Here is a 21,510-nt window from a genome sequence, read left to right on the forward strand (position 1 = left end):
GGTACTCGCGGTACTCGTCGCGCTCGCCGTCGGCGTCATGGCAAGCATCGTCGCACCGCCGGCGCCCGCGGCGGCGGCGTGCGCCAACGAGGTCGCCTGCGAGAACGCGAAGCCCGGTGCCGCCCCCGGAGAGTGGGACGTCGCCGGCGACGGCGATGCCGACATCCAGGGGTTCGCCACGGACATCAGCGTCGACCGGGGCAACCGCATCGACTTCAAGGTCGATACCGACGCCCGCGCCTACTCGATCACCGTCTACCGCACCGGCTGGTACCAGGGGCTCGGGGCACGGAAGATCACCACGATCTCGCCGAGCGCGCCGTTGCCGCAGCTCCAGCCGACCTGCCGTTCGGATGCCTCGACCCAGCTCTTCGACTGCGGCAACTGGGGCGTCTCGGCTACCTGGAACGTGCCCGCGACCGCAGTCTCCGGAGTGTATGTCGCGCTGCTCCAGCGAGCCGACACGGGCGGGCGCAGCCACATCATCTTCGTCGTCCGCGATGACGACAGTGACTCCGAGGTCCTGCTCCAGACGGCTGACACGACGTGGCAGGCCTACAACGGATACGGAGGCTCGAGCTTCTACTTCGGCGGCCAGAACGGGCGCTCCTACGAAGCGAGCTACAACCGGCCCTTCTCGACCCGCGCCGACAACAACGGTCGCGACTTCTACTTCTCGAGCGAGTACGCGCAGGTGCGCTTCCTCGAGCGCAACGGCTACGACGTCTCCTACCTCGCCGGCGTCGACACCGACCGGTTCGGTGAGCTCCTGCTGAACCACCAGGTGTTCATCTCCGTCGGACACGACGAGTACTGGTCGGGCCGGCAGCGTGCCAACATCGAGGCTGCACGCGACGCCGGAGTGCACCTGCAGTTCCTCGGGGGCAACGACGGCTACTGGCGCACCCGCTACGCCCCCTCGATCGACGCGAGCGCCACCGCCTACCGCACCCTCGTCTGCTACAAGGAGACCAGGTCGAACGCGAAGATCGACCCGTCGACCGAGTGGACCGGCACCTGGAGGGACCCCCGCTTCGCACCGACCTCGGCCGGTGCGAACCGCCCCGAGAACGCCCTCATCGGCACGCTCTACGTGGCCAACCACAACGACCTCGCGGTGACCGTCTCGTCGGACGAGGGCAAGCTTCGCCTGTGGCGGGGCACGTCGCTCACGAACCTCGCGGCCGGGTCGAGCGCCCAGCTCGCGCCGCACACCATCGGCTACGAGTCCAACGAGGACCTCGACAACGGGTGGCGCCCGCCGGGGCTCATCCGGCTGTCGACGACCACCGGTCCGACCCCCGAGTACCTGCAGGACTACGGCAACACCGTGCGGCCGGGCACGACCACCCACCACCTCACCCTCTACCGTGCGGCGAGCGGTGCGCTCGTCTTCTCGGCCGGATCCATCCAGTGGCCCTGGGGACTCGACCAGGAGCACGACGGCGCGGGCGCTCCAGCCGACGCGCGCATGCAACAGGCTCAGGTGAACCTGCTCGCCGACATGGGGGCACTCGCCACAACGCTGCAGGGCGGCCTCGTCGCCGCCACGCCGAGCACCGATCACACCGCGGCCTCCGCCGTCATCAACGCCCCTGCCGCCGGCGCGCAGATCCCGAACGGCGCGACGGTCGACGTCACCGGCACCGCCAGCGACGTCGGCGGCAGGGTCGCCGGGGTCGAGGTCTCGACCGACGGGGGCGCATCGTGGCACCCCGCGACCGGCACCACGAACTGGAGCTACCGCTACGTGCAGCACGGACGCGGGACATCCGACATCCGGGTGCGTGCCATCGATGACAGCGCGAACATCCCCGCCCAGCCGGCGACGGTGGCGACGACCGTCATCGGCCCGTTCTCGGTGTTCGGCGAGCAGGTGCCCGCGATCGTCGACTCGGGTGACACCTCAGGGGTCGAGCTCGGGTTGCGATTCACGCCCACCGACGACGGCTACGTGTCGGGGGTGCGCTTCTACAAGTCGAGCCTGAACACGGGCGCGCACGTCGGATCCCTCTGGTCACCGCAGGGCGAGCGCCTCGCGAGTGTCGCCTTCGCCGACGAGACGGCGAGCGGATGGCAGCGGGCGGTCTTCAACCCGGCGGTCGCCGTCTCGGCCGGCTCGAGGTACACGATCTCCTACACGGCGCCGAGGGGCCACTACTCGGTGCAGGGCAACGCCTTCTGGTCGGCCGGCATCGGATACGACCCGCTCCTCGTCGACGGCGGCTTCGGCGCGCCGCCCGCGGCGGTCTACGGCGCGCCCGGGGCGTTCCCGTCGAACTCCTTCGGGAGCAGCAACTACTTCGTGGACGCGATCTTCGAGAGCACCGACTCCACGCCCCTCGCCGCAACGAACCTGCGGCCGCCCGGGGGCTCCACGAGCGTGCCCCTGCACACGACGATCGGCGCCACGTTCCTGAAGAACGTCGTCTCGGCGTCCGTGACGTTCAACGTTGCCGACGACGTCGGCGCCGCAGTCGCCGGCACGACGAGCTACGACCCGACCACGCGTACGGCCGCCTTCACCCCGAACGCGCCGTTGCGCGAATTCGTCGCCTACTCGGTCACGCTCAGCGCCACCCCGGCCGGCTCGACCTCGCCGCCCGCGCAGGTCGCGGCGTGGGGCTTCACCACGGTGAGGCCGACCCCGGCGCCCGGCGCCTGCCCCTGCCGCCTCTTCAACGACTCCACGACGCCCGCCGTGCTCGAGGTCGCGGACTCGGCGGCCGTGACCCTCGGCGTGCGATTCACGCCCTCCGTCGACGGGACCGTCACCGGGGTCGCGTTCTACAAGGGAGCCGGCAACACCGGCCAGCACGTCGGAACGCTGTGGTCGGCCACCGGTGCGCAGCTCGCGACCGCGACGTTCAGCGGCGAGAGCACGAGTGGATGGCAGACCGTCGACTTCGCCGAGCCGATCGACGTGACCGCTGGCACGTCGTACGTCGCTGCCTATCGCACGACCGTCGGCAAGTACTCGGCGACCCCTGGGGCGTTCTCGGGCAGCGGCGTGAGCTACGGCCCGCTGAGTGCCGGCACCCAGGCCGGCGCGTACACCTATGGCACGGGCTTCCCGGGCAACGCGAGCACCACGAGCTACCTCGTCGACGTCGTCTTCGAGAAGGGCGCCGATCCCATCGCGATCGTCTCCACGACGCCCGCCGCCGGCGCGATGGGGGTCGACCGGGCGAGCGCGATCTCGGCGACGCTCTCCGTGCCGATCACGAGCGGATACGAACTCGCCGTGTCGAGCCGGGGCACCGCGATCGCGGGCGCCACCGCACTCTCCGCCGACCGCACGACCGTGACGTTCACGCCGGCCGCGCCGCTGCCGAACGGCGCGACGATCAACGTCGCCCTGACCGGCGTGCGCTCGGATTCGGGCTCGGTGCTCGCGACGAAGCGCTGGTCGTTCGCCACGGTCGACTCGACGGGCGCGACCACCGCGTACTCGCTCTTCGGCAGCGCCACTCCGGCGACACCCGCGACCGACGACGGATCCTCGGTCGAGCTCGCCGTCGCCTTCCAGGCGTCGCAGCCCGGCGAGATCACCGCCATCCGCTTCTACAAGGGAGCGGGGAACGGCGGCACGCACACCGGGTCCCTCTGGAACGACGCCGGCGACCGGATCGCGTCGGTGACGTTCGCGAACGAGACCGAGACGGGATGGCAGACCGCCCTGCTCGAGAGCCCCGTCGTGCTCGAGGCCGGCCAGGTGGTCGTCGTCTCGTACCTGGCCCCGCAGGGGCGCTACGCCGCAACCGGTGGATACTTCCAGAACCCCGCCGCGAACGGACCGCTCGTCGCGCCCGCCGAGGGGAACGGCCGATACCGGTACGGCGCGGGCGGCACGCTTCCGACGTCGACGTGGAACCGAACGAACTACTTCGTCGACGTCCTCTTCACCACCAGCACGCTCGCGCCGGTGACGGTGACCTCGACCAGCCCCACCTCGGGGCAACAAGACGCCGCGACGGGGGAGCGGGTATCAGCCCAGTTGTCCGCCACCCCCGTCGCGGCCCCAACCCTCGTCGTGACCGGCCCGGCCGGCGCCGTCGCGGGACAGACGGCGTGGGACGCCCCGACGAACACCGTGTCGTTCACCCCGGACGCCCCGCTCGCCTGGTCGACGCCCTACACGGCGACGGTCGGTGTGGGCGGCCAGACGCCACCCGGCGGAACCTGGGACTTCACCACCCGCGCAGAGCCGCAGGCGGTCTCGATCTTCTCCGCCACGGCCGGGCCCGCCCGCACCGACTGGGACGACGCGACCGGCATCCAGCTCGGCGTTCGCTTCACGTCCTCCGTGGCCGGCGTCGTCAGCGGCATCCGATTCTTCAAGGTCGCCGGCGATGCGAACACGCACACCGTGCGCCTCTGGGCGGGCAGCGGCGGCACCGCGCTCGCCACCGCCACGTCGATCGGCGAGACCGCGAGCGGATGGCAGACCGTGTACTTCGCCGCTCCGGTGCCGATCGACGCGAACACGGAGTACCGGGCGAGCTACTTCACCCCGCGCGGACGGTACGCCGCCGACCCCGGTGCTCTCGCCGAGGCGGTCGTCGCCGCACCGCTTTCGACGCTGCCCGTCGGCGGGGTCTACCTCTACGGCACGGGATTCCCGAGCGGGACCGCGCCGCACAACTACTGGGCGGATGTCATGTTCACGCCCGGCGAATGACCGTGACGCGAGCGGCGAGATCGTGGAGAGGGAGTGCACATGGACCGGCTGGGCGTCGCGGTGATCGGTGCCGGCTACTGGGGTCCGAACCTCAGCCGAAACTTCCGGGCGAGCGAGGACTGGCGTGTCGCGGCGATCTGCGACCTCGACCTCGAGCGGGCGAGACGTGTGGCGGAGGCCATCGGCGGCACGCGGATCACGAGTTCGGTCGATGAGGTGCTCTCCGACCCGCTCGTCGATGCGGTCGCCATCGCCACCCCGGCCCGCACGCACCACGGCCTCGCCCTCGCCGCGCTCCGCGCGGGCAAGCACGTGCTCGTCGAGAAGCCGCTCGCCGACAGCTCAGAGCACGGCAGCTCGATGATCGCCACGGCGCAGGCCGCGGGGCTCGTGCTCATGGCCGACCACACGTACTGCTACACGCCCGCGGTCCTGAAGATCCGCGAGCTCATCGCCGAGGACGCGCTCGGCGACATCCTGTTCATCGACTCGGTGCGCATCAACCTCGGGCTCGTCCAGCCCGACGTCGACGTCTTCTGGGATCTCGCGCCGCACGACCTGTCGATCATCGACTTCGTGCTCCCCGGCGGACTCCGCGCCGAGGGCGTCGCCGCGCAGGGCGCCGACCCGCTCGGCGCCGGCAAGTCGTGCATCGGCTACCTCGCCGTGCCGCTCGCGCACGGCGCGATGGCGCACGTGCACGTCAACTGGCTGAGCCCGACCAAGATCCGCCACATCGTCATCGGCGGCACCCGGCGCACCCTCGTCTGGGACGACCTCAACCCGCAGCAGCGGCTGAGCGTCTACGACCGCGGCGTTGACCTCGGCACCCAGAGCGGCTCGGGGGATCGCACGGCGTCGACCATCTCCTACCGGCTCGGCGACACGTGGTCGCCCGCGCTCCCCGAGCGGGAGGCGCTCGGCTCGATGGTCGGGGAGTTCGCCGCGAGCATTCGCGAAGGGCGACCCTCGCGCACCGACGGGTACGCGGCGCTGCGGGTGCTGCGGGTGCTCGAGGCGGCGACGCGCAGCATCGCGGATGCCGGGAGCCTCACACGCGTCGAACGCGACCCGATCCCGGCCGCGCGTCCCGCCGCCGGCGTCGTCACGACTGAACTGGAGGGTGCCCGATGACCGGCCTGACCGGCGCGAACGTGCTCGTCACGGGCGGTGCCGGGATGATCGGGTCGACGATCGTCGACCAGCTCGTCGACGCCGACGCCGCATCCGTCGAGGTCCTCGACAACCTCGTGCGCGGACGCACGGAGAATCTCGCCAACGCGCTCGAATCGGGGCGGGTGATCCTCGTCGAGGGCGACATCCGGGATCGCGGCCTCGTGGACCGGATGACCCGTGGCAAGGACCTCGTCTTCCACCAGGCGGCGATCCGCATCACGCAGTGCGCCGAGGAACCGCGGCTCGCGCTCGAGGTGCTGGTCGACGGCACGTTCAACGTGCTGGAGGCGGCGGCGCACCACCGGGTCGAGAAGGTCGTGCTCGCCTCGAGTGCCTCGGTCTACGGTCTGGCCGAGGAGTTCCCGACACCCGAACGGCACCACCACCACGCCAACGACACGTTCTACGGCGCCGCGAAGTCATTCGATGAAGGCATGCTCCGCAGCTTCCACTCGATGTACGGGCTCCCGTACGTCGCCCTTCGCTACTTCAACGTCTATGGCCCGCGCATGGACGTGCACGGCCTCTACACCGAGGTGCTCGTGCGCTGGATGGAGCGGATCGAAGACGGGCGGGCTCCGCTCGTCTTCGGCGACGGCGCCCAGACCATGGACTTCGTGCACACGAGAGACGTCGCGCGGGCCAACCTCCTCGCCGCCGCGAGCGGCGTGACCGCGGGCGTGTACAACGTGGCGAGCGGCCGGGAGACGAGCCTGCTCGAATTGGCCGAGGCGCTGCTCGCCGCGATGGACTCGGAGGCCGGCGTGCAGCACGGCCCGGAACGAGCCGTGAACGGGGTGGTACGGCGACTCGGCGACACGAGGGCCGCACGCCGGGATCTCGGCTTCGAGGCCCGCGTCGGCCTCGAGGAGGGGCTCCGCGAGCTCGTCGACTGGTGGCGCCCGCTGCGAGAGCGGATCGCCGCGTCGAGGTCGGTGGCGACGTGAGCGTGCGGGCCGTCGGCACTCCAGGCCGCATCGACGTGATGCGGCCGTGGCTCGGAACCGAGGAGGCCGAGGCCGTCGCTGACGTCATCGCCTCGGGCTGGGTGGCGCAGGGACCGCGGGTCGCCGCGTTCGAGCACGCGTTCGCCGCACGGATGGCAGTCGGCCATGCGGTGGCCACCTCCAGCTGCACGACGGCATTGCACCTGGCGCTCGTCGTCGCCGGAATCGGTCGGGGCGACGATGTCGTCGTGCCATCATTCTCCTTCATCGCCACGGCGAACGCCCCGGTCTACGTGGGTGCGCGCCCCGTCTTCGCCGATGTCGAGGGCGACACCGGCAACGTGAGCGCGGCGACGATCGCGGCGGCCCTCACGCCAGCGACCCGGGCGGTCATCGTCGTCGACCAGGGCGGGATGCCGGTCGACCTCGCGCCGATCCGCGCGCTCTGCGATCCGCGCGGCATCGCCGTCATCGAGGACGCCGCCTGCGGCGTCGGCTCGGAGTACCGTGGTGCACCCGTCGGTGCAGGGGCGGATGTCGCGGTGTGGTCGTTCCATCCGCGGAAGCTCCTCACGACGGGCGAGGGCGGCATGCTGACCACCTCGAATGCGGAGTGGGCCGATCGCGCCCGCCGGCTTCGCGAACACGCGATGAGCGTCTCCGCCGCAGACCGGCACGCGAGCCTGCTGGCCCCACCCGAGGAGTACGGCGAGGTCGGGTTCAACTACCGCATGACGGACCTGCAGGCTGCGATCGGCCTCGTGCAGCTCGGCAGGCTCGGCGCGATCGTCGGACGACGGCGAGAGTTCGCGGCGCGATATGCATCAGGGCTCGCCGGCGTCGGAGGCATCCGCGTCATCGGCGATCCGCCGCACGGCCGGAGCAACTTCCAGTCGTACTGGATCGAGGTGCTGGCCGAGTACCCGCTCGATCGCGAGGGGCTCCTCGCCCGGCTCGCCGAGGCCGGCGTCTCGGCGCGCCGGGGCATCATGGCGTCGCACCGGCAGCCGGCGCACCGGTCGCGGGACACCGGTTCGGCGACCCTCGCGACGACCGATCGGCTGACGACGGGCACGCTGATCCTCCCGCTCCACCACGCGCTCGACGGCGACGACCTCGATCGCGTGGTCGACGTCATCCGGACCGCCGCATCGGAGACGTGACATGGGCCTGCTCATCCCGATGGTCGGTGGTGGTGCCGTCGCGACGCCGGGCGTGCCCGCCATCCCCGGCTCGACGGGGCCGGGCTCATGAGGCTGCGCCGGGAGCGGCCCGACGATGCCCGCCCCGGCGTCACCGTCGTCATCCCGTGCTACCGCTACGGACGGTTCCTCGTGGACGCCGTGGCGGCGGTGCTCGACCAGCACGACGTGGAGGCGCGCGTCGTCATCGTCGACGACGCGTCGCCCGACGACTCGGCCGCCGTGGCCCGGCGGATCGCGGACGCGGATCCCCGCGTGAGCGTCATCGTGCACGCCGCGAACGCCGGACACATCGCGACCTACAACGACGGGCTCGCCGCGGTCACCACGGAGTTCGTCTCCCTCGTCTCCGCCGACGACCTCGTCGCCCCGGGCGCGCTCGGGCGCGCCGCGCGCCTCATGCTCGCCGAACCCCGGGTCGGCATGGTCTACGGACTGCCGCTCGAGTTCGGCGGCGAGGGCGCTCCGCCGCCGGTGCCCCGGTCGCGGCGGTCGACGTGGACGATCTGGCCCGGCCAGGAGTGGATCGGACTCTCGTGCCGCCGCGGTCGAAGCTTCATCCTCTCGCCGGAGGTCGTGATGCGCACCGAGGCGATGCGCTCGGTGGGTCCGTACAACCCGGCACTCCCGCACTCGGGCGACCTCGAGTACTGGCTTCGCACGGCCGCGCGCTGGGATGTCGGGCGCGTCAACGGTCCCGTCCAGGCCCTGTATCGCGTGCACTCGGCGAACATGCACCTCACCTCCTTCGCGACGATGGAGCTCGACCTCCTCCACCGCGCGCTCGCGTTCCGCACGCTCGGGGCCCCGGGCACGCGTGAGGCGCTCGCCGATGCCGGCGCGATGGTCGCGCGAGCGCACCGTGCGATCGCACGAGAGGCGCTGTTGCTCGCGCAGCGTGAACTCGATCGCGGCGGCGACCCCGCGGCCGCCTGCGGGCTCTTCCGCGTGGCCGGCGAGGTCCGCCGCTCGTCGCTGCGCGGTCGCCGAGGTCGTGCGGTCGTGCGTCGGCTCCGCAGGGCCGAGGTGGGCGGCGAGCCCGCGATCGCACAGCGCAGCCTCGAGGCCGGGCGGCGACAGCTCGACCGGATCCGCTGGACCGTGTGGCGGTATGCGGGGGTCTCATGAGCGACGCCGAGGTGATGACGGCCGCGCTCGCCGGGCGGGTCCGACGCGGCGCCCTCTGGGGAGCCGTGAACGTCGGGGCATCCCGAATCCTGAGCTTCGCCTCGATGATCATCGTCGCGCGCCTGCTCGCGCCCGAGCACTTCGGCGCGCTGGCCGTCGCGCTCGTCGTGCAGACGATCGCACTCAACATCGCCGAGCTCGGCGCGACCGCCGCACTCGGCCGCGGCGACCGGGATCCCGACGCGATCGCCCCGACCGTCTTCACGATCGCGCTCATCACGAGCGGCGCGCTGACCGCTGCGATGGTGATGTCGGCGCCCTGGCTCGCCGCCGCCCTCGGCGACCCCGCCGCGGCCGACGTGATCCGCGTGCTCTCGATCACGGTCGCGCTCGCCGGCCTCTCCTCGGTGCCGACCGCGATGGTCTGGCGCGACTTCCTCCAGGGCCGTCGCATCGCGGTGGACCTCGCCAACATCCTCGTGACCCTCGCGCTGGTCGTGCCGATGGCGACGTGGGGATGGGGCGCCATGGCGCTCGCCTGGTCGCGAGTCGGCGCGGGCAGCTCGTCGCCGCGATCGGGTTCTGGATCGTCACCCCCCGCAGGTACCTCCCCGGGTGGAACCGCCGTGAGGCCGGAGGCATCCTGCGGCTCGGCCTGCCGCTCGCTGCCTCGAACCTCGTCGTCTTCGCGACCCTCAACCTCGACTATGTCGTCGTCGGGCGGCTCCTCGATCCTGTCGCGCTCGGCCTGTACCTCATGGCGTTCAACCTCGCGAGCCTGCCGAGCACCGTCGTCAACTCGATCGTGCGCACCGTCGCGGTGCCGGCATTCGGCCGGCTGCACGCGGTGGGCCGGCTCCCGATGCAGGCGGTGCGCGTGGTGCGGGGACTCTCGTTCGCCGCCTTCCCCCTCTCGGCGTTGCTCATCGGTCTCGCCGTGCCGCTCATGGTGACGCTCTTCGGCGAACGGTGGGCGCCCGCCGCGGCCGCGATGCTCGGGCTCGGCGTGTTCGGCATGGCCAGGATCCTCACCGAGCTGTTCGCCGATCTCTGCGTCGGCGCCGGGCGCACGGGCGGCCTGTTCTGGGTCCAGGTGGTGTGGTTCGCCGCGCTTGCACCGGCGTTGTGGGTGGGCGTCTCCCTCTGGGGGATCGCAGGCGCGGGATACGCACACGCGGCGGTGGCGTGGTTCGTCGTCGTCCCGGTGTACCTCCTGCTCGTGCGCCGCGGCGTCGGCGCCTCGCCCGCCCTCATCCTGCGAGCGTGCGTTCCGCCGGCGCTCGGTGCCCTCGTCTGCGCCGTGGTCGCGGCCGCGGTGGCGGCGACGATCGCCGTGCCGATCCTCGCGGTGCTCGCCGGCGGCGCGGCCGGAGTGCTCGCCTACCTTGTCGCAACCCTTCCGATCGGCGCGGGATACCTGCTCGCCCGGCGCACGCGAACCCGCGAGACGGCTGCCTCGCGACCGCACGAGGAGGTCGCGACATGATGACCGTGCCGTTCAGCGATCTCGTGGCCCAGCAGCACGAGATCGATGGAGAGGTGCGCTCCGCGATGCGCGAGGTGTTCGAGTCCGGCGCGTTCATCGGCGGACCGGCGGTCGCGGCGTTCGAGCACGAGTACGCCGCGTACACCGGGACCCGCCACTGCGTCGGCATGGGCAACGGCACCGACGCACTCGAAGCGGCGCTCCGTGCGGTGGGCGTCGGGCGGGGCGACGAGGTCGTGATCCCCGCCAACACGTTCATCGCTACTGCGGAGGCGGTGCTCCGCGCGGGTGCGACGCCCGTGCTGGTCGACGTCGACGAGCACGCCCTCCTCATCGATCCCGCCGCCGCCGCCGCCGCGGTCGGCCCCGCCACCCGGGCGATCGTGGCCGTGCACCTGTACGGCCAGCCGGCGCCCGTCGAACGGCTCGAACCGATCGCCAGGAGTGCCGGGGCGGTGATCGTCGAGGACGCCGCGCAGTCGCACGGGGCACGGCGTCACGGCGGGGCATCCGGCGGTCTCGCCTCCATCGCGGCGACGAGCTTCTACCCGGGCAAGAACCTGGGCGCCGCCGGCGATGCGGGCGCGGTGACCACGGATGACCCGGAGCTCGCGCGCACCGTGAGAATGCTCGGGTCGCATGGCAGCGAGCGCAGGTACGCGCACGAGCTGCTCGGCTTCAACTCGCGGCTCGACGCCGTGCAGGCGGTCGTGCTGTCGGCGAAGCTCCGCCGACTGGAGGACTGGAACGTGCGGCGACGCGCCATCGCCGTCGCCTATGGAGCGCTCCTGCACGATCTCGACGAGCTGACCCTGCCGGTCGTTGCAGAGGGCAACGAGCACGTCTGGCACCTCTACGTCGTCCGCGTCCGCGATCGCGAACGAGTCGCCGCCGAGCTCGCCGAGGCGGGAGTGGCGACCGGCATCCACTATCCGGTTCCGCTGCACCGTTCGCCGGCGCTCGTCGACCAGACGATACGGCGCACCGACTGCCCGGTGACGGATGCCGCCGCCGGCGAGATCCTCAGCCTGCCGATGTTCCCGCACATGACGGCGTCGCAGGTCGTTGCGGTCACGCAGGCGCTTCGGACTGCCGTGCACGCGCCGGCGCTTCCGGCCGAGCGCGTGGTGATTCCAGCTCTCGAGCGGAGCGGCTCGTGGCCGGCCGGGTGACCGCCGCCGAGCTCGTGGCTCGGCTCCGCCGCGAGGGCGTGCGCGGGGTGGTGCGTCGTGCCGCCTTCGAGCTCTCCCGGCGCACGGGTGCCGAGGTGCTCGAGGCGACGATCGCCGAGGAGGATCTCGCCGACCCGCTCGACGCCCGCAGACTTCCGGGTCCGCTCGGGCGCCGGCCGCGGCGCGGAGGCGGTGCCGATGACGGGGGCGGTGGCGTTGCCGCGATCAGGGCCGGGTGGGTGAGCACCGCGCCCGGCCCCGGGTCGGGCGGGCACACGACGCTCTTCCGCATGATCTCCGGCGCCTCGGAACGCGGTCTCGATTCGACCCTCTTCATCTACGACCCGCGCGGCGGAGACGTCCGCCGTCACGAGCGGGTGATCCGCGAGCACTGGCCATGGCTCGACGTCCGGGTGCGGGATGCCGCCGACGGCATCGAAGGGGTGGATGCCGCGGTCGCGAGCTCGTGGGAGACGGCGCATGTGCTCGCGGTCCGCGGGACCGCCCCGATGGCGCGTCTCTACTTCGTGCAGGACTTCGAGCCGCTCTTCTACCCGCAGGGGTCGCTGCGCGCGCTCGCCGAGGACAGCTACCGCTTCGGCTTCCGCACGATCGCGCTCGGCGAGATGGTGCAGGCCGAGCTCGCCGGTCTCGGCGTCGCGTCCGAACTCGCACCGTTCGGCCGCGATGGAGACGCGTACCGGCTGCTTCCGGGCAGGCGCCCCCGCAGCGGCGTCGTGTTCTATGCCAAGCGGGGCAATGATCGACGCGGATACCTGCTCGGCAAGCTGGCGATGTATGCCTTCCACGGCATGCATCCCGAGCAGGAGATCCACGTCGTCGGCGACCACGTTCGCGACTGGACCATCCCGGTGACGTCGCACGGGCACGTGCCGCCGGAGGGGCTGAACGAGCTCTACAACCGGGTGATCGGCGGCATCGCGCTCTCGTTCACGAACATCACGCTCGTCGTGGAGGAGATGCTCGCTGCCGGGGCGATCCCGGTGCTGAACGACACGGGGCACGCACGGGCGGTGCTGCGCCATCCTGATGCCGTGTGGTCCCCGGCGAGCCCGGGCGCGCTTGCCGCCGCGCTCTCCGAGGTCGTCGAGGCCGGCGACCTCCCGGAACGTGCCGAGCGCGCCGCGTCCCACAGCGCCCGCCTCGGGATCGGATGGGACCGGGCGCAGGACGTCGTCGCGTCGACGATCGTCGACGCCGTCGAACGAGCGGCCGAGCGCCCCGCGGCATCCACCGGCCGAACGGACCCACGATGAGCGGGCGTGCCCTGTCGATGACGATCATCACCCCGAGCTACGCGCCCGACCTGGAGCTCTGCCGCGACCTGCGCGCCTCCCTTCAACAGTGTGCGCCTGGGGTCGGGCATCGCATCATCGTGCCCCATGCCGACCTCGCGGCCTTCGCCGTGCTGGCTCGCGGCAACGCGACCGTCGAGGACGTGAACTCGGTCATGCCCGCCGGTTTTCGCAAGGTCCCGTTCCTCAACGCGTGGGTGAGCCTTCGCTCCCCGCTTCCGCCGGTTCGCGGCTGGATCGCACAGCAGATCGTGAAGCTCGCGGCCGTGGCGAGGGCCCGGACCGACATCGCGCTCGTCGTCGACTCCGACGTCGCGTTCCTGAGGCCCTTCGACGCGGCGACCTTCGCCCCACACGGCCGCCTGCCGCTCTACCGCATTCCCGGCGCCGTCACCCCGGCGCTGCCGAGGCACATGATCTGGCACCGGGTCGCGCGGCAGCTCCTCGGCCTGCCGCCCACGAGCTCCACCGCCCTGCCCGACTACATCTGCTGGCCGTGCGCCTGGTCGCCGGCGGTGGTGCGAGCCATGCTGGAGCGGGTGCAGGGCGTCACCGGGCGCCACTGGGCCGCGGCCATCGGCCGCGAACTGCACTTCTCCGAGATGATCCTGTACGGCGTCTACGTCGACGAGGTGCTCGGGGCGGATCCGCGCGACGCCACGCGTGACATGCGGTGCCCGAGCCATCCGGATGAGATCCCCCTCGATCGCAGCGGCTTCGACGAATTCCTCCGCGGCGTCCGGGAGACGGATGTCGCGGTCATGGTCTCCGCGAAGTCGGGCACCGCGCTTGAGGTACGACGCGCGGCGCTCGCCGAGTTCGTCGCGGCGATGCGTTGAGCCCGCCCATTCCCGCGCAATCCCGCGTACTTCACCCCGCGCGTTTCCTTCCGATCCGCGGAAGCTCGTCATCACCGGGTTCGGGATCGTCGACACGCGAGCCGGGCGCAGCCGCGGCCGCGGCCTGCAGCGCCCGTCGAGCCCGCACGGCGTCGACGCCGCGCCCGATCGAGACAGCGCCGAAGACGAGGATGACGCCGCCGATGAGCACGACGATGACCGATCGCAGGCGGCTCGCGAACTGCTCCGTCGCCCGATCGGGCTGTGCGACGACGATCGAGGTGAAGAGGAACCGTTCGTCGGCGCCGTTCACGGTCTGGATCGTCTGCAGTTCGCTCTCGAACATCTCACCGAGCGTGCGCGAGGTGGCGAGCGATTGCGCCCGGGAGGAGCCGACGCCGGTGATCTGCACGATGAAGCCGCTGCCCCCGACGCCCGGCGAGACCTCGTAGTCGCTGCTCAGCCCGACGTCCTCGAGGTACTCGCCGGTCGCAGGTGCGTTCAGTCGCGTGATCACCACGTTCGCGACGAGATTCGGGTCCGTCGAGCGCAGGTAGGGGTTGTCGCCGTTCAACTGCGCGAGGCCCGGATCGCGCTCGATGTCGGCCTCGGTCGGGACATCCGGATTCACGAGGGCGTAGCTGATCGTCGACTCGTACGCCCTCGGACCGAGCATGAACACGTAGAGCGCCACGCCGATTGTGATGAGCACCGCCGGCAGCACGTACCAGCGGTATCGCCACAGGGATTTCAGGACCGCCGTCGGATCCATCAGCCGACCTCCTTCGCCGTCGGGGCGGGTGCGCGAGCCATCATGGCGCCCCTCGCCGTCGCTGCATTCTCGTCGTCGCGCAGGTCGGCCTCCCGGCGCACCATGCGCCAGACGCCTCCGGCGAGGCCGACGAGTGCCGGGTACAGGAGCGCGAACACCGGGAACGAGAGCGAGTCGAACGTCATCGAGCACACCGCCGCGACGAGTGCGCCGGCCGCGACTGCGCCCGCAAGGCCGCGGAGTGCCGGGTGCACAGCCGCTCGCGCCGCGAGGACTCCGGCGATGCCCGGCAGGAGGAAGTACGCCAAGGTCGCGAGGAGACCGACGATGCCGAGGGTCACGAGCGAGCCGAGGTACTGGTTGTCGAGGATGCGCAGTGCGTCGGGCGGCGTGTAGTTGCCCGGGCCGGACCCGAGGATCGGGTGGGAGTCGAGCAGCTGCACGACCCGTGGGTAGTTGTTCACGCGGGTCGCGATCGACGGGTCGGAGGTATCGGCGCCGAGCGCCGAGGCGATCGTGCCGACGAACCCCGGCACGATGAGGAACACCCCGGCGACGACGAACGGTGCCGACAGCAGCAGCCCCCGGCGTACGAGGCGCGGCAGGAACGGTACGAAGACGAGGAGCGCGACCACGAGGCCGAGGATGCCCGAGCGCGAGACGGTCGTGGTGACGGCGAACACGAGGAGCGCCGTCTGGGCCCAGTGGAACCATCGGCGGCCGCGCGGGTCGGTCAGCGACCGCCAGATCGACAACGGGATGAGCATCGCGGCGACCACTCCGAGCTCGATCGAGTGGAACGTGCTCCCCGCGACGCGCATGAGCGAGCCGCGGATCTGGAACGGCGTGTCCCCGCCGTTGTAGGTGAAACCGGGCATGGCCGCCTGGATCCATTCCATCGGGTTCACGCGGAACACGAACTGCGCGACGCCGACGAGGCAGCAGAAGAACGCGCCCGCGAGTAGCGCTCGCACGAGCTGCAGCGCGTCGGCCATGGTACGGATCACTTCCGCGGTGACGAGCACGAGCGCCGCGCTCGCCGCGAGCAGCAGCAGCCAGCGGTCGGCGGAGGCGCGCGTCATCTCCGTGCTCCCACCCGTCCAGCCGGCGTAGAGGGCGGCGTACGACGCGATGCTCGCGAGAAGGAGCAGCGAGATCGCGAGCCGTCCCGGGTGCCGCACCGGGATCGGGTCGTGCAGGCCCCACAACCACGAGGCGAGCCAGGCGAGCAGGAGCACGAGGCAGAGGAGGGTGGGCACGGTGCCCGACGCGCCGAGCGGCTCGATGACCATGGTCGCCGGGAAGAAGAAGATCGCGAAGAGCGTGAACCGCAGCAGGAGCGGCGTACGGCCGCGGGACACGGGGGAGAGGTCGAGCCCGCCGTCGGCGGCTCGCGGCTCACGGATGGTCGTCTCAGAGTCCACAGCTGCCCCCGTCGAGTCGGTAGAGGTGCACGGCGTCGCCGTCGGCGAACTCATCACTGAATCGGCCGTCCGTCACGGGGATCGATCGATCCTCGCCGAGCACGTCCGCGGTCGCCGCGTCCCGGCATCCACTCGTGAACTCCACCTGCTGCAAATCCTGCCGGGTCGATCCTGCGATCACGGTGAAGCCGCCGTCGTGCAGCTTGACCGCCACGTCCGCGTCGCCGCCGACTTCCACGAGTCCGTCGACGAACGGTGCGTTCAAGGTCGGAGCGAGCTCGGTGAGCTGCGCGTTCAACGCCGTGACCTCCGATCGCACCTCGTCGCCGCATGCGTCGCGCAGCACGTTCTCCGAGGCGCAGCCGCCGCCGAAGCTGTGGTTGAAGTAGACGACCCCGCGGGCGCCGTGAATGATCCCGCTCCACACCGCTGCGCGGATCTGGGGGCCCGTCACGGCGGGTCGGCCGCTGTCGCCGAACGGCTGCCCGACCTCGACGAAGCTCCAGACCGGCTTCGACCCGGGCGGCTCGACGAGCGAGCGCACGTGCTCGACGGTCCACCCGTAGTTCGCCGCGAGCCGGCACGCCTGCTCGGACATCGCCTCGCCGTCGCCCGGCCCCCAGCCGCCCTCGGTCGCGCCGCAGATGTTCGGGTCGGTGAACCAGTAGGTGTCGGCCGAGACGACGTCGGTGTACTCGAGGAACGGCCGTGCCTCGGCATCCGTCTCCCAGAACGCGACGCCCTTGCCGAAGTTGGCCACCGTCATGGTGCCGGAGGCCACTCGGCCGGTGAGCTCCGCCATGATCGAGTAGCCGCACGCGACATCGGCCAGGCACACGTCGCCCTCTCCGGGATACGCGCCGGTCCACACGCCATCGCCCGGGCCGGCCCACATGTCGACCTCGTCGGCGACGAGGAGGCCCGCCGCTCCCTCGGCGGGAACGCTCGGGATCGCGTGCATGCCGGCGTGGGTGATGAGCGACACGTCGGAGTTCGCCGTGAGCTCGACGTAGGCGTTGATGCCGGTGCGCGCATCCGCCCGCACGTCGGCGCGCGAGGTGACGCTCGCGAACCAGACGGCGATGGGGAAGAAGCCCGGCGAGGCCGGCAGGCCGCCCTCGAACCGGGCGAAGAAGTCCGCGCCGCCGTCGACCTCGCGGACGGTGACGCCCACCATCGCCGACGAGCCCGGCCCGGGCGCCCCGGTGACGGCCGGACCGGTTCGCGGCTGCGCCGACGGAGACCCCGGCGTCAGCGCGATCGTGATCGCGACGATCGCCACCGCACCGGCGACCGCAGCCGCGATGCCGGTGCCGAGCGCGCGCCGCGTCATGACTCCCGCTCCTGCTCCGCGTCGCGGGGATCATCCTCGTGCGTGCTCTCCTCGACGAGATGGAGGAGCGTCGCGGCGCTTCGCGCGCTGTTGAACCGTCGGCTGACGTGGTCGCGTGCGCGGAGCCCGAGTCCGATCGCGATCTCGGGGCGATCGAGCAGATGAGCGATCTCCGTGGCGAAGGTCCACGGCGCGTGCGCGTTGGCGAGGATCCCAGTCACCCGGTCCTCGACGAGCTCACGAACGCCGCCCTCCGCGGTGACGACGACGGGCACGCTCATCGCCATCGCCTCCATGATGGCGACGCCGAGCGGCTCCGCATGGCTCGCGAGCGCGAACACGTGGGCCCGGCCGAGCTCGGCTCGAACGGCGTCCTCCGAGACGGCACCGAGCAGGATGACACGATCCGCGACGCCGGATGCCGCGATGAACGCCTCGAGCCACTGGCGGTAGCCGGTGCCCCCGTCGTCGTCCTCGCCGGCGATCACGAGTTCGACGTCGCGGCCCTCCGCGACGAGCAGCGCCAGCGCTCGCACCAGGTCGTCGTGCCCCTTGCTCGGGTTCAGCCGGCCGCAGCTGAGGATCCGTGCCGTCGTCCCGGCAGTCCACGGCCGGTACGGAAGGCGCCGCATGAAATGCTCGGGATCGATGCCCATCGGCGCGATCGCGAGGTCGGGGGGCACGTTCCCCTCGAGCTCCGCCTCGATCTCGTCGCGCAGACGGGTCGTGATGGCGAGCCCGAACCCGGCGTGCGACCACTTCGCGTCCTGGCCGCCGCCGTAGTCGCCGAGCGGGCCGTGCGCCGTCAGGCTGTAACGCAGGCCCGTCAACAGGTGGGCGAACAACGCGACCCAGGCCGAGTCGGCGCACGAGTGCACGTGCACGTGGCACCATCCGCCGCGCCGGGCGACGACCGCCAGCTCGGCGCCGGCCAGTCCGAGCCCGATGAGGCGGGCGCGACTCTCATGGGAGGTGGAGTGCGCCTGCTCGATCTCCCGGAACAGCGGACCGGCGCGACCGCGCACCGCTGTGGAGAGGAGCAGCGCCGCGGCTGAGAGCACGACCCCGGGTGAGCCCGGGAAGAGGTACTGCGCCTCTGCCGCCGCTGCCTCCGCCCACGCATGCGTCCGCAACGCGCGCGGGGGCTTGCGGGTCGAGATGAGGTGCGGCGTGGCGCCGAGGTGCCGCAACGCGGTGATCTCGCGCCAGAAGAACGCGTGCGTCTGGCCAGGGAACTCCGGCACGAGGTACCCGAAGGTCGTGCCCGACGACGGCACGTTCGGAGCCGGCGCGCCGTGCCCGGGTGCGTGCGGCAGTTCCGACCAACGGGCCGTGCTGAGCACGACCCCGAGGGTTCCGGCGTTCTGGGGCCGCCCGAGGCGCAGCGCCTCGGCGAGGACGGTGATCGCCCGGAACGCCGCCGCGTACCTCGGTGAGCGGAACTTCTGTGCGTAGCGGATGCGGTTCACCGCCGAGAGCGCGTTCAGCCGGGGGGAGAACCCCGACGCGCCCTGCAGGTGCGTCACCTCGGCCGCCGGCTCGTACCAGACGGAGGCGCCCGCCGTCCGGAGCCGCCGGAGGTAGTCGGTCTCCTCGGAGAACAGGAAGTACCGCTCGTCCCACGGTCCGATGCGATCGGCGAGCTTCGCGTCGACCATGAGCGCCGCACCGGTCGCCCACTCGATCGGATGCGGATGCCGGTAGGCGGATGCCTCGAAGACCGTCTCGGAGAGGCGGCCGGGCCGACCCCGCATCCGCGCTCCGCAGAGGGCGTCGCCGAGTGTTGCGAGCAGGGTCGGCTCCCGACGGATCGAGGGCGAGACGCTGCCGTCCCCGCTGCGGATGCGAGGCACGACCGCTCCCGCGCCGCTTCGATCGAGCCGGTCCAGCATCGCTCCGACGCTTCCCGGCTCGATGACGGCGTCGGGGTTCAGGATGAGGATCGCGCGAGCGGCACCGACGAGGGCGGATGCGATATTGATCGCTCCGGCGTAGCCGAGGTTGCCGCCGGTGCCGATGGCGAAGACGTCAGGATGCCGCCCGAGCACTCGCGAGAGCGTGCCGTCGCACGAGGCGTTGTCCGCGACGATCGCGCGGATCGAATGCCCCGCGGTCTCCGCTCGGAGCGAATCGAGGATGCCGTCGATGCATTCGCGGCTCTCGTAGGTCACGATGATCGCCGCCACGTCGACACGCTCATCCGGCCCGGCGAACGCCGGGGTGCGCACCGGTGCGACTGCGGCCGCCGGTTCGTGCGGGGTGCGATCGATCGTCGGCGGCCGCCACGCTGCAAGAGGTGTTGCGGTGCGCACGATGCGGGCCGAGTCGTCGCGTTCCCACGCCCGGTCGGATCGACCGGACCGTCGGCCGCGACCGGGGCGTCGCGATGCGGCGCTCAGCACGGCGTAGACGACGGCGTCGAACGCCGAGGCGGGCCCGCGGATCGACCCGAGCAGCGCCCGCGCCGTCGATCGGGTGGTCGTGGCCGGTCCGAGGGCGAGCTCGCCGGAGCCCCGGGACTGTCGGCGCAGCACCGCCATCAGGCTCCGCGCCCGCCGGGGGGTGTGCACGGGAACGGGGGTCGTCGGCACCGACCGCTTCTCGGATGCCCGGAACTGCCGATCGACGAAGAGGTCGTCGGCGGTCACCGCCGGGAAGGTGCCGAATCGGGCATGACCCTCGGCGCCGAGTGCGAACGCGCCGGCCCCCCACAACCCGCTGCGGGTTCCGGGCAGGCGGTCGCGCGCGCGGTAGTACGACCGCACGAGCGCGGAGGCCGAGTCGGTCACGTAGCGGAACTCCGGCCGCGCGGCCAGCGCCTCACCACGGGCGACGGTGTCGAGCACCTCGAGCGCGGCCTCCGGCGAGATCTCGATGTCGGCGTCCAGGTAGAGGCGAGGCCAGTGCGAGGCCGTGGCATCCGCGGCGTTCAAGGCCGCCGTCTTCATGGGCACGTCGGTCTCGATCACCCGGACTCCGGCGACGGATGCCGCGAGCTCGGCCGTGCGGTCGGTGCAGCCGTTGCACGCGACGACGACCTCGGCGAGCCCGTTCTCGAGCAACGGCTGCACCGCGTGGAGCGTGCGGAGGATCACCGCCTCCTCGTCGTGCGCGGGGATCACGATCGTGCCCCGCGGCACCGCGCGGGTGCTCGGCGGCGGTGGGGTCGTCGTACGAACCTCGGCGAGCGTCATCCGACGGCCCGCCCTTCCGCGCCGACGGCCCGCCTGCGCTCGATCGCCGGGGCGATCGAGCGGCGCAGGGTGAGGTACGCCGACGGCCCGTCGACCAGGTACCGGTGGGCGAGGCGCCGGGGCTCGAGCGCGAGGCGCCAGGCCCACTCGAGGCCGTGACCGGCGACCCAGCCGGGGGCTCGGCTCACGCGACCGGCGAGGAAGTCGACCACTGCCCCGAACGCGAGGAGCACGTGCGCCCCCGTACGGGGCCCGTAGCGCTCGATCCAGAGCTCCTGGCGAGGCTTGCCGAGGCACACGACCAGCACGTCGGTACCGTGCACGGAGATGTCCTCGGCGATCTGCAGGGAGGCGTCGTCGTCGGTGAGTTCACTGCGATCGGGCGACCAGGAGCCCGCGACACGCAGCGCCGGGTGTCGCTCGGGTAGGCGCTGCGCGAGCATGTCGTGCGCCTCGTGCGATCCGCCGAGGAATCCGACCGAGACGTGGGCGGCCTCGGCTCGATCGAGCAGCGCGTCGATGAGGTCGCTGCCGGCGAGCCGAGGCCAGTCGGCACGGGTGATCCGGCGGGCCGCCGCAGCGATCGGCGCGCCGTCGACGAGGTTGAGCCACTCCACCGGAGCGGCCTCGCCCGAGTGCAACGGCTGCCCGGCGCCGCCGCGTGCGTCGCCGAAGTGGTGGATGTGGTCGAGGTTGATCGAGGCGACGCCGAGGGGCCGGCGCGAGGCATCCGTGAACCTCGCCGAGATCTCGCCGATCGCCTCGTCCAATCGGATGAGGTCGACGGGAACGCCGCCGAGGCGGAGACGGGTCGTGGTGTCGGTGCGCGCAGTCACGTCG

Annotated in this window: 14 protein-coding genes and 1 pseudogene; 10 read left to right on the top strand and 5 right to left on the bottom strand. The window is 71.9% G+C overall.

The genetic code is table 11. The annotated features are described in order from the left end of the window. Window positions 1-37 precede the first annotated feature (37 nt). The 10 genes and pseudogenes from QFZ26_RS09225 (at window position 38) to QFZ26_RS09265 (ending at window position 13,947) form a co-directional block, all read left to right on the top strand. Window positions 38-4,681 carry a DUF4082 domain-containing protein gene (locus tag QFZ26_RS09225; protein ID WP_307041385.1) on the top strand — a complete coding sequence of 1,548 codons (4,644 nt, stop codon included), beginning with the start codon at window positions 38-40 and terminating at the stop codon, window positions 4,679-4,681. A 39-nt stretch (window positions 4,682-4,720) separates the two neighbouring features. Next, the gene (locus tag QFZ26_RS09230) at window positions 4,721-5,815 is read left to right on the top strand and encodes a Gfo/Idh/MocA family protein (protein WP_307041387.1); all 1,095 of its coding nucleotides are present in this window, start codon (window positions 4,721-4,723) and stop codon (window positions 5,813-5,815) included. Next, a complete protein-coding gene (locus QFZ26_RS09235) occupies window positions 5,812-6,804 on the top strand; it encodes an NAD-dependent epimerase/dehydratase family protein (protein WP_307041389.1) in 993 nt (330 codons plus the stop codon). The genes QFZ26_RS09230 and QFZ26_RS09235 overlap by 4 nt, the downstream gene beginning before the upstream one ends. Before the next feature lie 38 nt (window positions 6,805-6,842). Continuing rightward, window positions 6,843-7,967, top strand: a complete 1,125-nt coding sequence (locus QFZ26_RS09240; RefSeq protein ID WP_307045022.1) for a DegT/DnrJ/EryC1/StrS family aminotransferase — start codon at window positions 6,843-6,845, stop codon at window positions 7,965-7,967. A gap of 87 nt (window positions 7,968-8,054) precedes the next feature. Continuing rightward, window positions 8,055-9,134, top strand: a complete 1,080-nt coding sequence (locus QFZ26_RS09245; RefSeq protein WP_307041391.1) for a glycosyltransferase family 2 protein — start codon at window positions 8,055-8,057, stop codon at window positions 9,132-9,134. 14 nt (window positions 9,135-9,148) lie between these two features. Continuing rightward, a pseudogene (locus tag QFZ26_RS18860) lies at window positions 9,149-9,625 on the top strand (oligosaccharide flippase family protein); the annotation flags it as partial. Between the two features lie 26 nt (window positions 9,626-9,651). Next, entirely contained in the window at window positions 9,652-10,620 is a 969-nt protein-coding gene (locus QFZ26_RS09250; protein ID WP_307041393.1) for an oligosaccharide flippase family protein, read from the top strand. Further along, a complete protein-coding gene (locus QFZ26_RS09255; RefSeq protein ID WP_307041395.1) occupies window positions 10,617-11,792 on the top strand; it encodes a DegT/DnrJ/EryC1/StrS family aminotransferase in 1,176 nt (391 codons plus the stop codon). The genes QFZ26_RS09250 and QFZ26_RS09255 overlap by 4 nt, the downstream gene beginning before the upstream one ends. Then, a complete protein-coding gene (locus QFZ26_RS09260; protein WP_307041397.1) occupies window positions 11,777-13,069 on the top strand; it encodes a glycosyltransferase family 1 protein in 1,293 nt (430 codons plus the stop codon). Before QFZ26_RS09255 ends, QFZ26_RS09260 begins: the two co-directional genes overlap by 16 nt. Then, window positions 13,066-13,947, top strand: a complete 882-nt coding sequence (locus QFZ26_RS09265; protein ID WP_307041399.1) for a DUF6492 family protein — start codon at window positions 13,066-13,068, stop codon at window positions 13,945-13,947. The genes QFZ26_RS09260 and QFZ26_RS09265 overlap by 4 nt, the downstream gene beginning before the upstream one ends. Before the next feature lie 31 nt (window positions 13,948-13,978). On the opposite strand, the gene QFZ26_RS09270 is transcribed toward QFZ26_RS09265, so the two are convergent. From QFZ26_RS09270 to QFZ26_RS09290, 5 genes are read right to left on the bottom strand one after another with little or no spacing between them, the layout of a single operon-like run. Continuing rightward, window positions 13,979-14,719, bottom strand: a complete 741-nt coding sequence (locus tag QFZ26_RS09270) for a chain-length determining protein (protein ID WP_307041401.1) — start codon at window positions 14,717-14,719, stop codon at window positions 13,979-13,981. Further along, the gene (locus QFZ26_RS09275; RefSeq protein WP_307041403.1) at window positions 14,719-16,143 is read right to left on the bottom strand and encodes an O-antigen ligase family protein; all 1,425 of its coding nucleotides are present in this window, start codon (window positions 16,141-16,143) and stop codon (window positions 14,719-14,721) included. Before QFZ26_RS09275 ends, QFZ26_RS09270 begins: the two co-directional genes overlap by 1 nt. Beyond that, the gene (locus QFZ26_RS09280; RefSeq protein WP_307041404.1) at window positions 16,133-17,476 is read right to left on the bottom strand and encodes a hypothetical protein; all 1,344 of its coding nucleotides are present in this window, start codon (window positions 17,474-17,476) and stop codon (window positions 16,133-16,135) included. The genes QFZ26_RS09275 and QFZ26_RS09280 overlap by 11 nt, the downstream gene beginning before the upstream one ends. Then, on the bottom strand, window positions 17,473-20,670 hold the full coding sequence (epsE, locus tag QFZ26_RS09285; protein ID WP_307041406.1) for an exopolysaccharide biosynthesis GT4 family glycosyltransferase EpsE: 3,198 nt from the start codon (window positions 20,668-20,670) through the stop codon (window positions 17,473-17,475). Before epsE ends, QFZ26_RS09280 begins: the two co-directional genes overlap by 4 nt. Further along, window positions 20,667-21,506, bottom strand: a complete 840-nt coding sequence (locus QFZ26_RS09290) for a WecB/TagA/CpsF family glycosyltransferase (protein WP_307041408.1) — start codon at window positions 21,504-21,506, stop codon at window positions 20,667-20,669. The genes epsE and QFZ26_RS09290 overlap by 4 nt, the downstream gene beginning before the upstream one ends. Window positions 21,507-21,510: the final 4 nt, after the last annotated feature.

It is taken from the genome of Agromyces ramosus (genome assembly GCF_030817175.1).
Classification (GTDB): Bacteria; Actinomycetota; Actinomycetes; order Actinomycetales; family Microbacteriaceae; genus Agromyces; species Agromyces ramosus_A.

Coding starts and splice junctions, on each gene's coding strand:
- QFZ26_RS09245 (WP_307041391.1), top strand. CDS start 8,055: ATGAGGCTGCGCCGGGAGCGGCCCGACGATGCCCGCCCCGGCGTCACC.
- QFZ26_RS09225 (WP_307041385.1), top strand. CDS start 38: ATGGCAAGCATCGTCGCACCGCCGGCGCCCGCGGCGGCGGCGTGCGCC.
- QFZ26_RS09235 (WP_307041389.1), top strand. CDS start 5,812: ATGACCGGCCTGACCGGCGCGAACGTGCTCGTCACGGGCGGTGCCGGG.
- QFZ26_RS09280 (WP_307041404.1), bottom strand. CDS start 17,476: ATGACGCGGCGCGCGCTCGGCACCGGCATCGCGGCTGCGGTCGCCGGT.
- epsE (WP_307041406.1), bottom strand. CDS start 20,670: ATGACGCTCGCCGAGGTTCGTACGACGACCCCACCGCCGCCGAGCACC.
- QFZ26_RS09230 (WP_307041387.1), top strand. CDS start 4,721: ATGGACCGGCTGGGCGTCGCGGTGATCGGTGCCGGCTACTGGGGTCCG.
- QFZ26_RS09270 (WP_307041401.1), bottom strand. CDS start 14,719: ATGGATCCGACGGCGGTCCTGAAATCCCTGTGGCGATACCGCTGGTAC.
- QFZ26_RS09240 (WP_307045022.1), top strand. CDS start 6,843: ATGCGGCCGTGGCTCGGAACCGAGGAGGCCGAGGCCGTCGCTGACGTC.
- QFZ26_RS09255 (WP_307041395.1), top strand. CDS start 10,617: ATGATGACCGTGCCGTTCAGCGATCTCGTGGCCCAGCAGCACGAGATC.
- QFZ26_RS09250 (WP_307041393.1), top strand. CDS start 9,652: ATGGGGCGCCATGGCGCTCGCCTGGTCGCGAGTCGGCGCGGGCAGCTC.
- QFZ26_RS09265 (WP_307041399.1), top strand. CDS start 13,066: ATGAGCGGGCGTGCCCTGTCGATGACGATCATCACCCCGAGCTACGCG.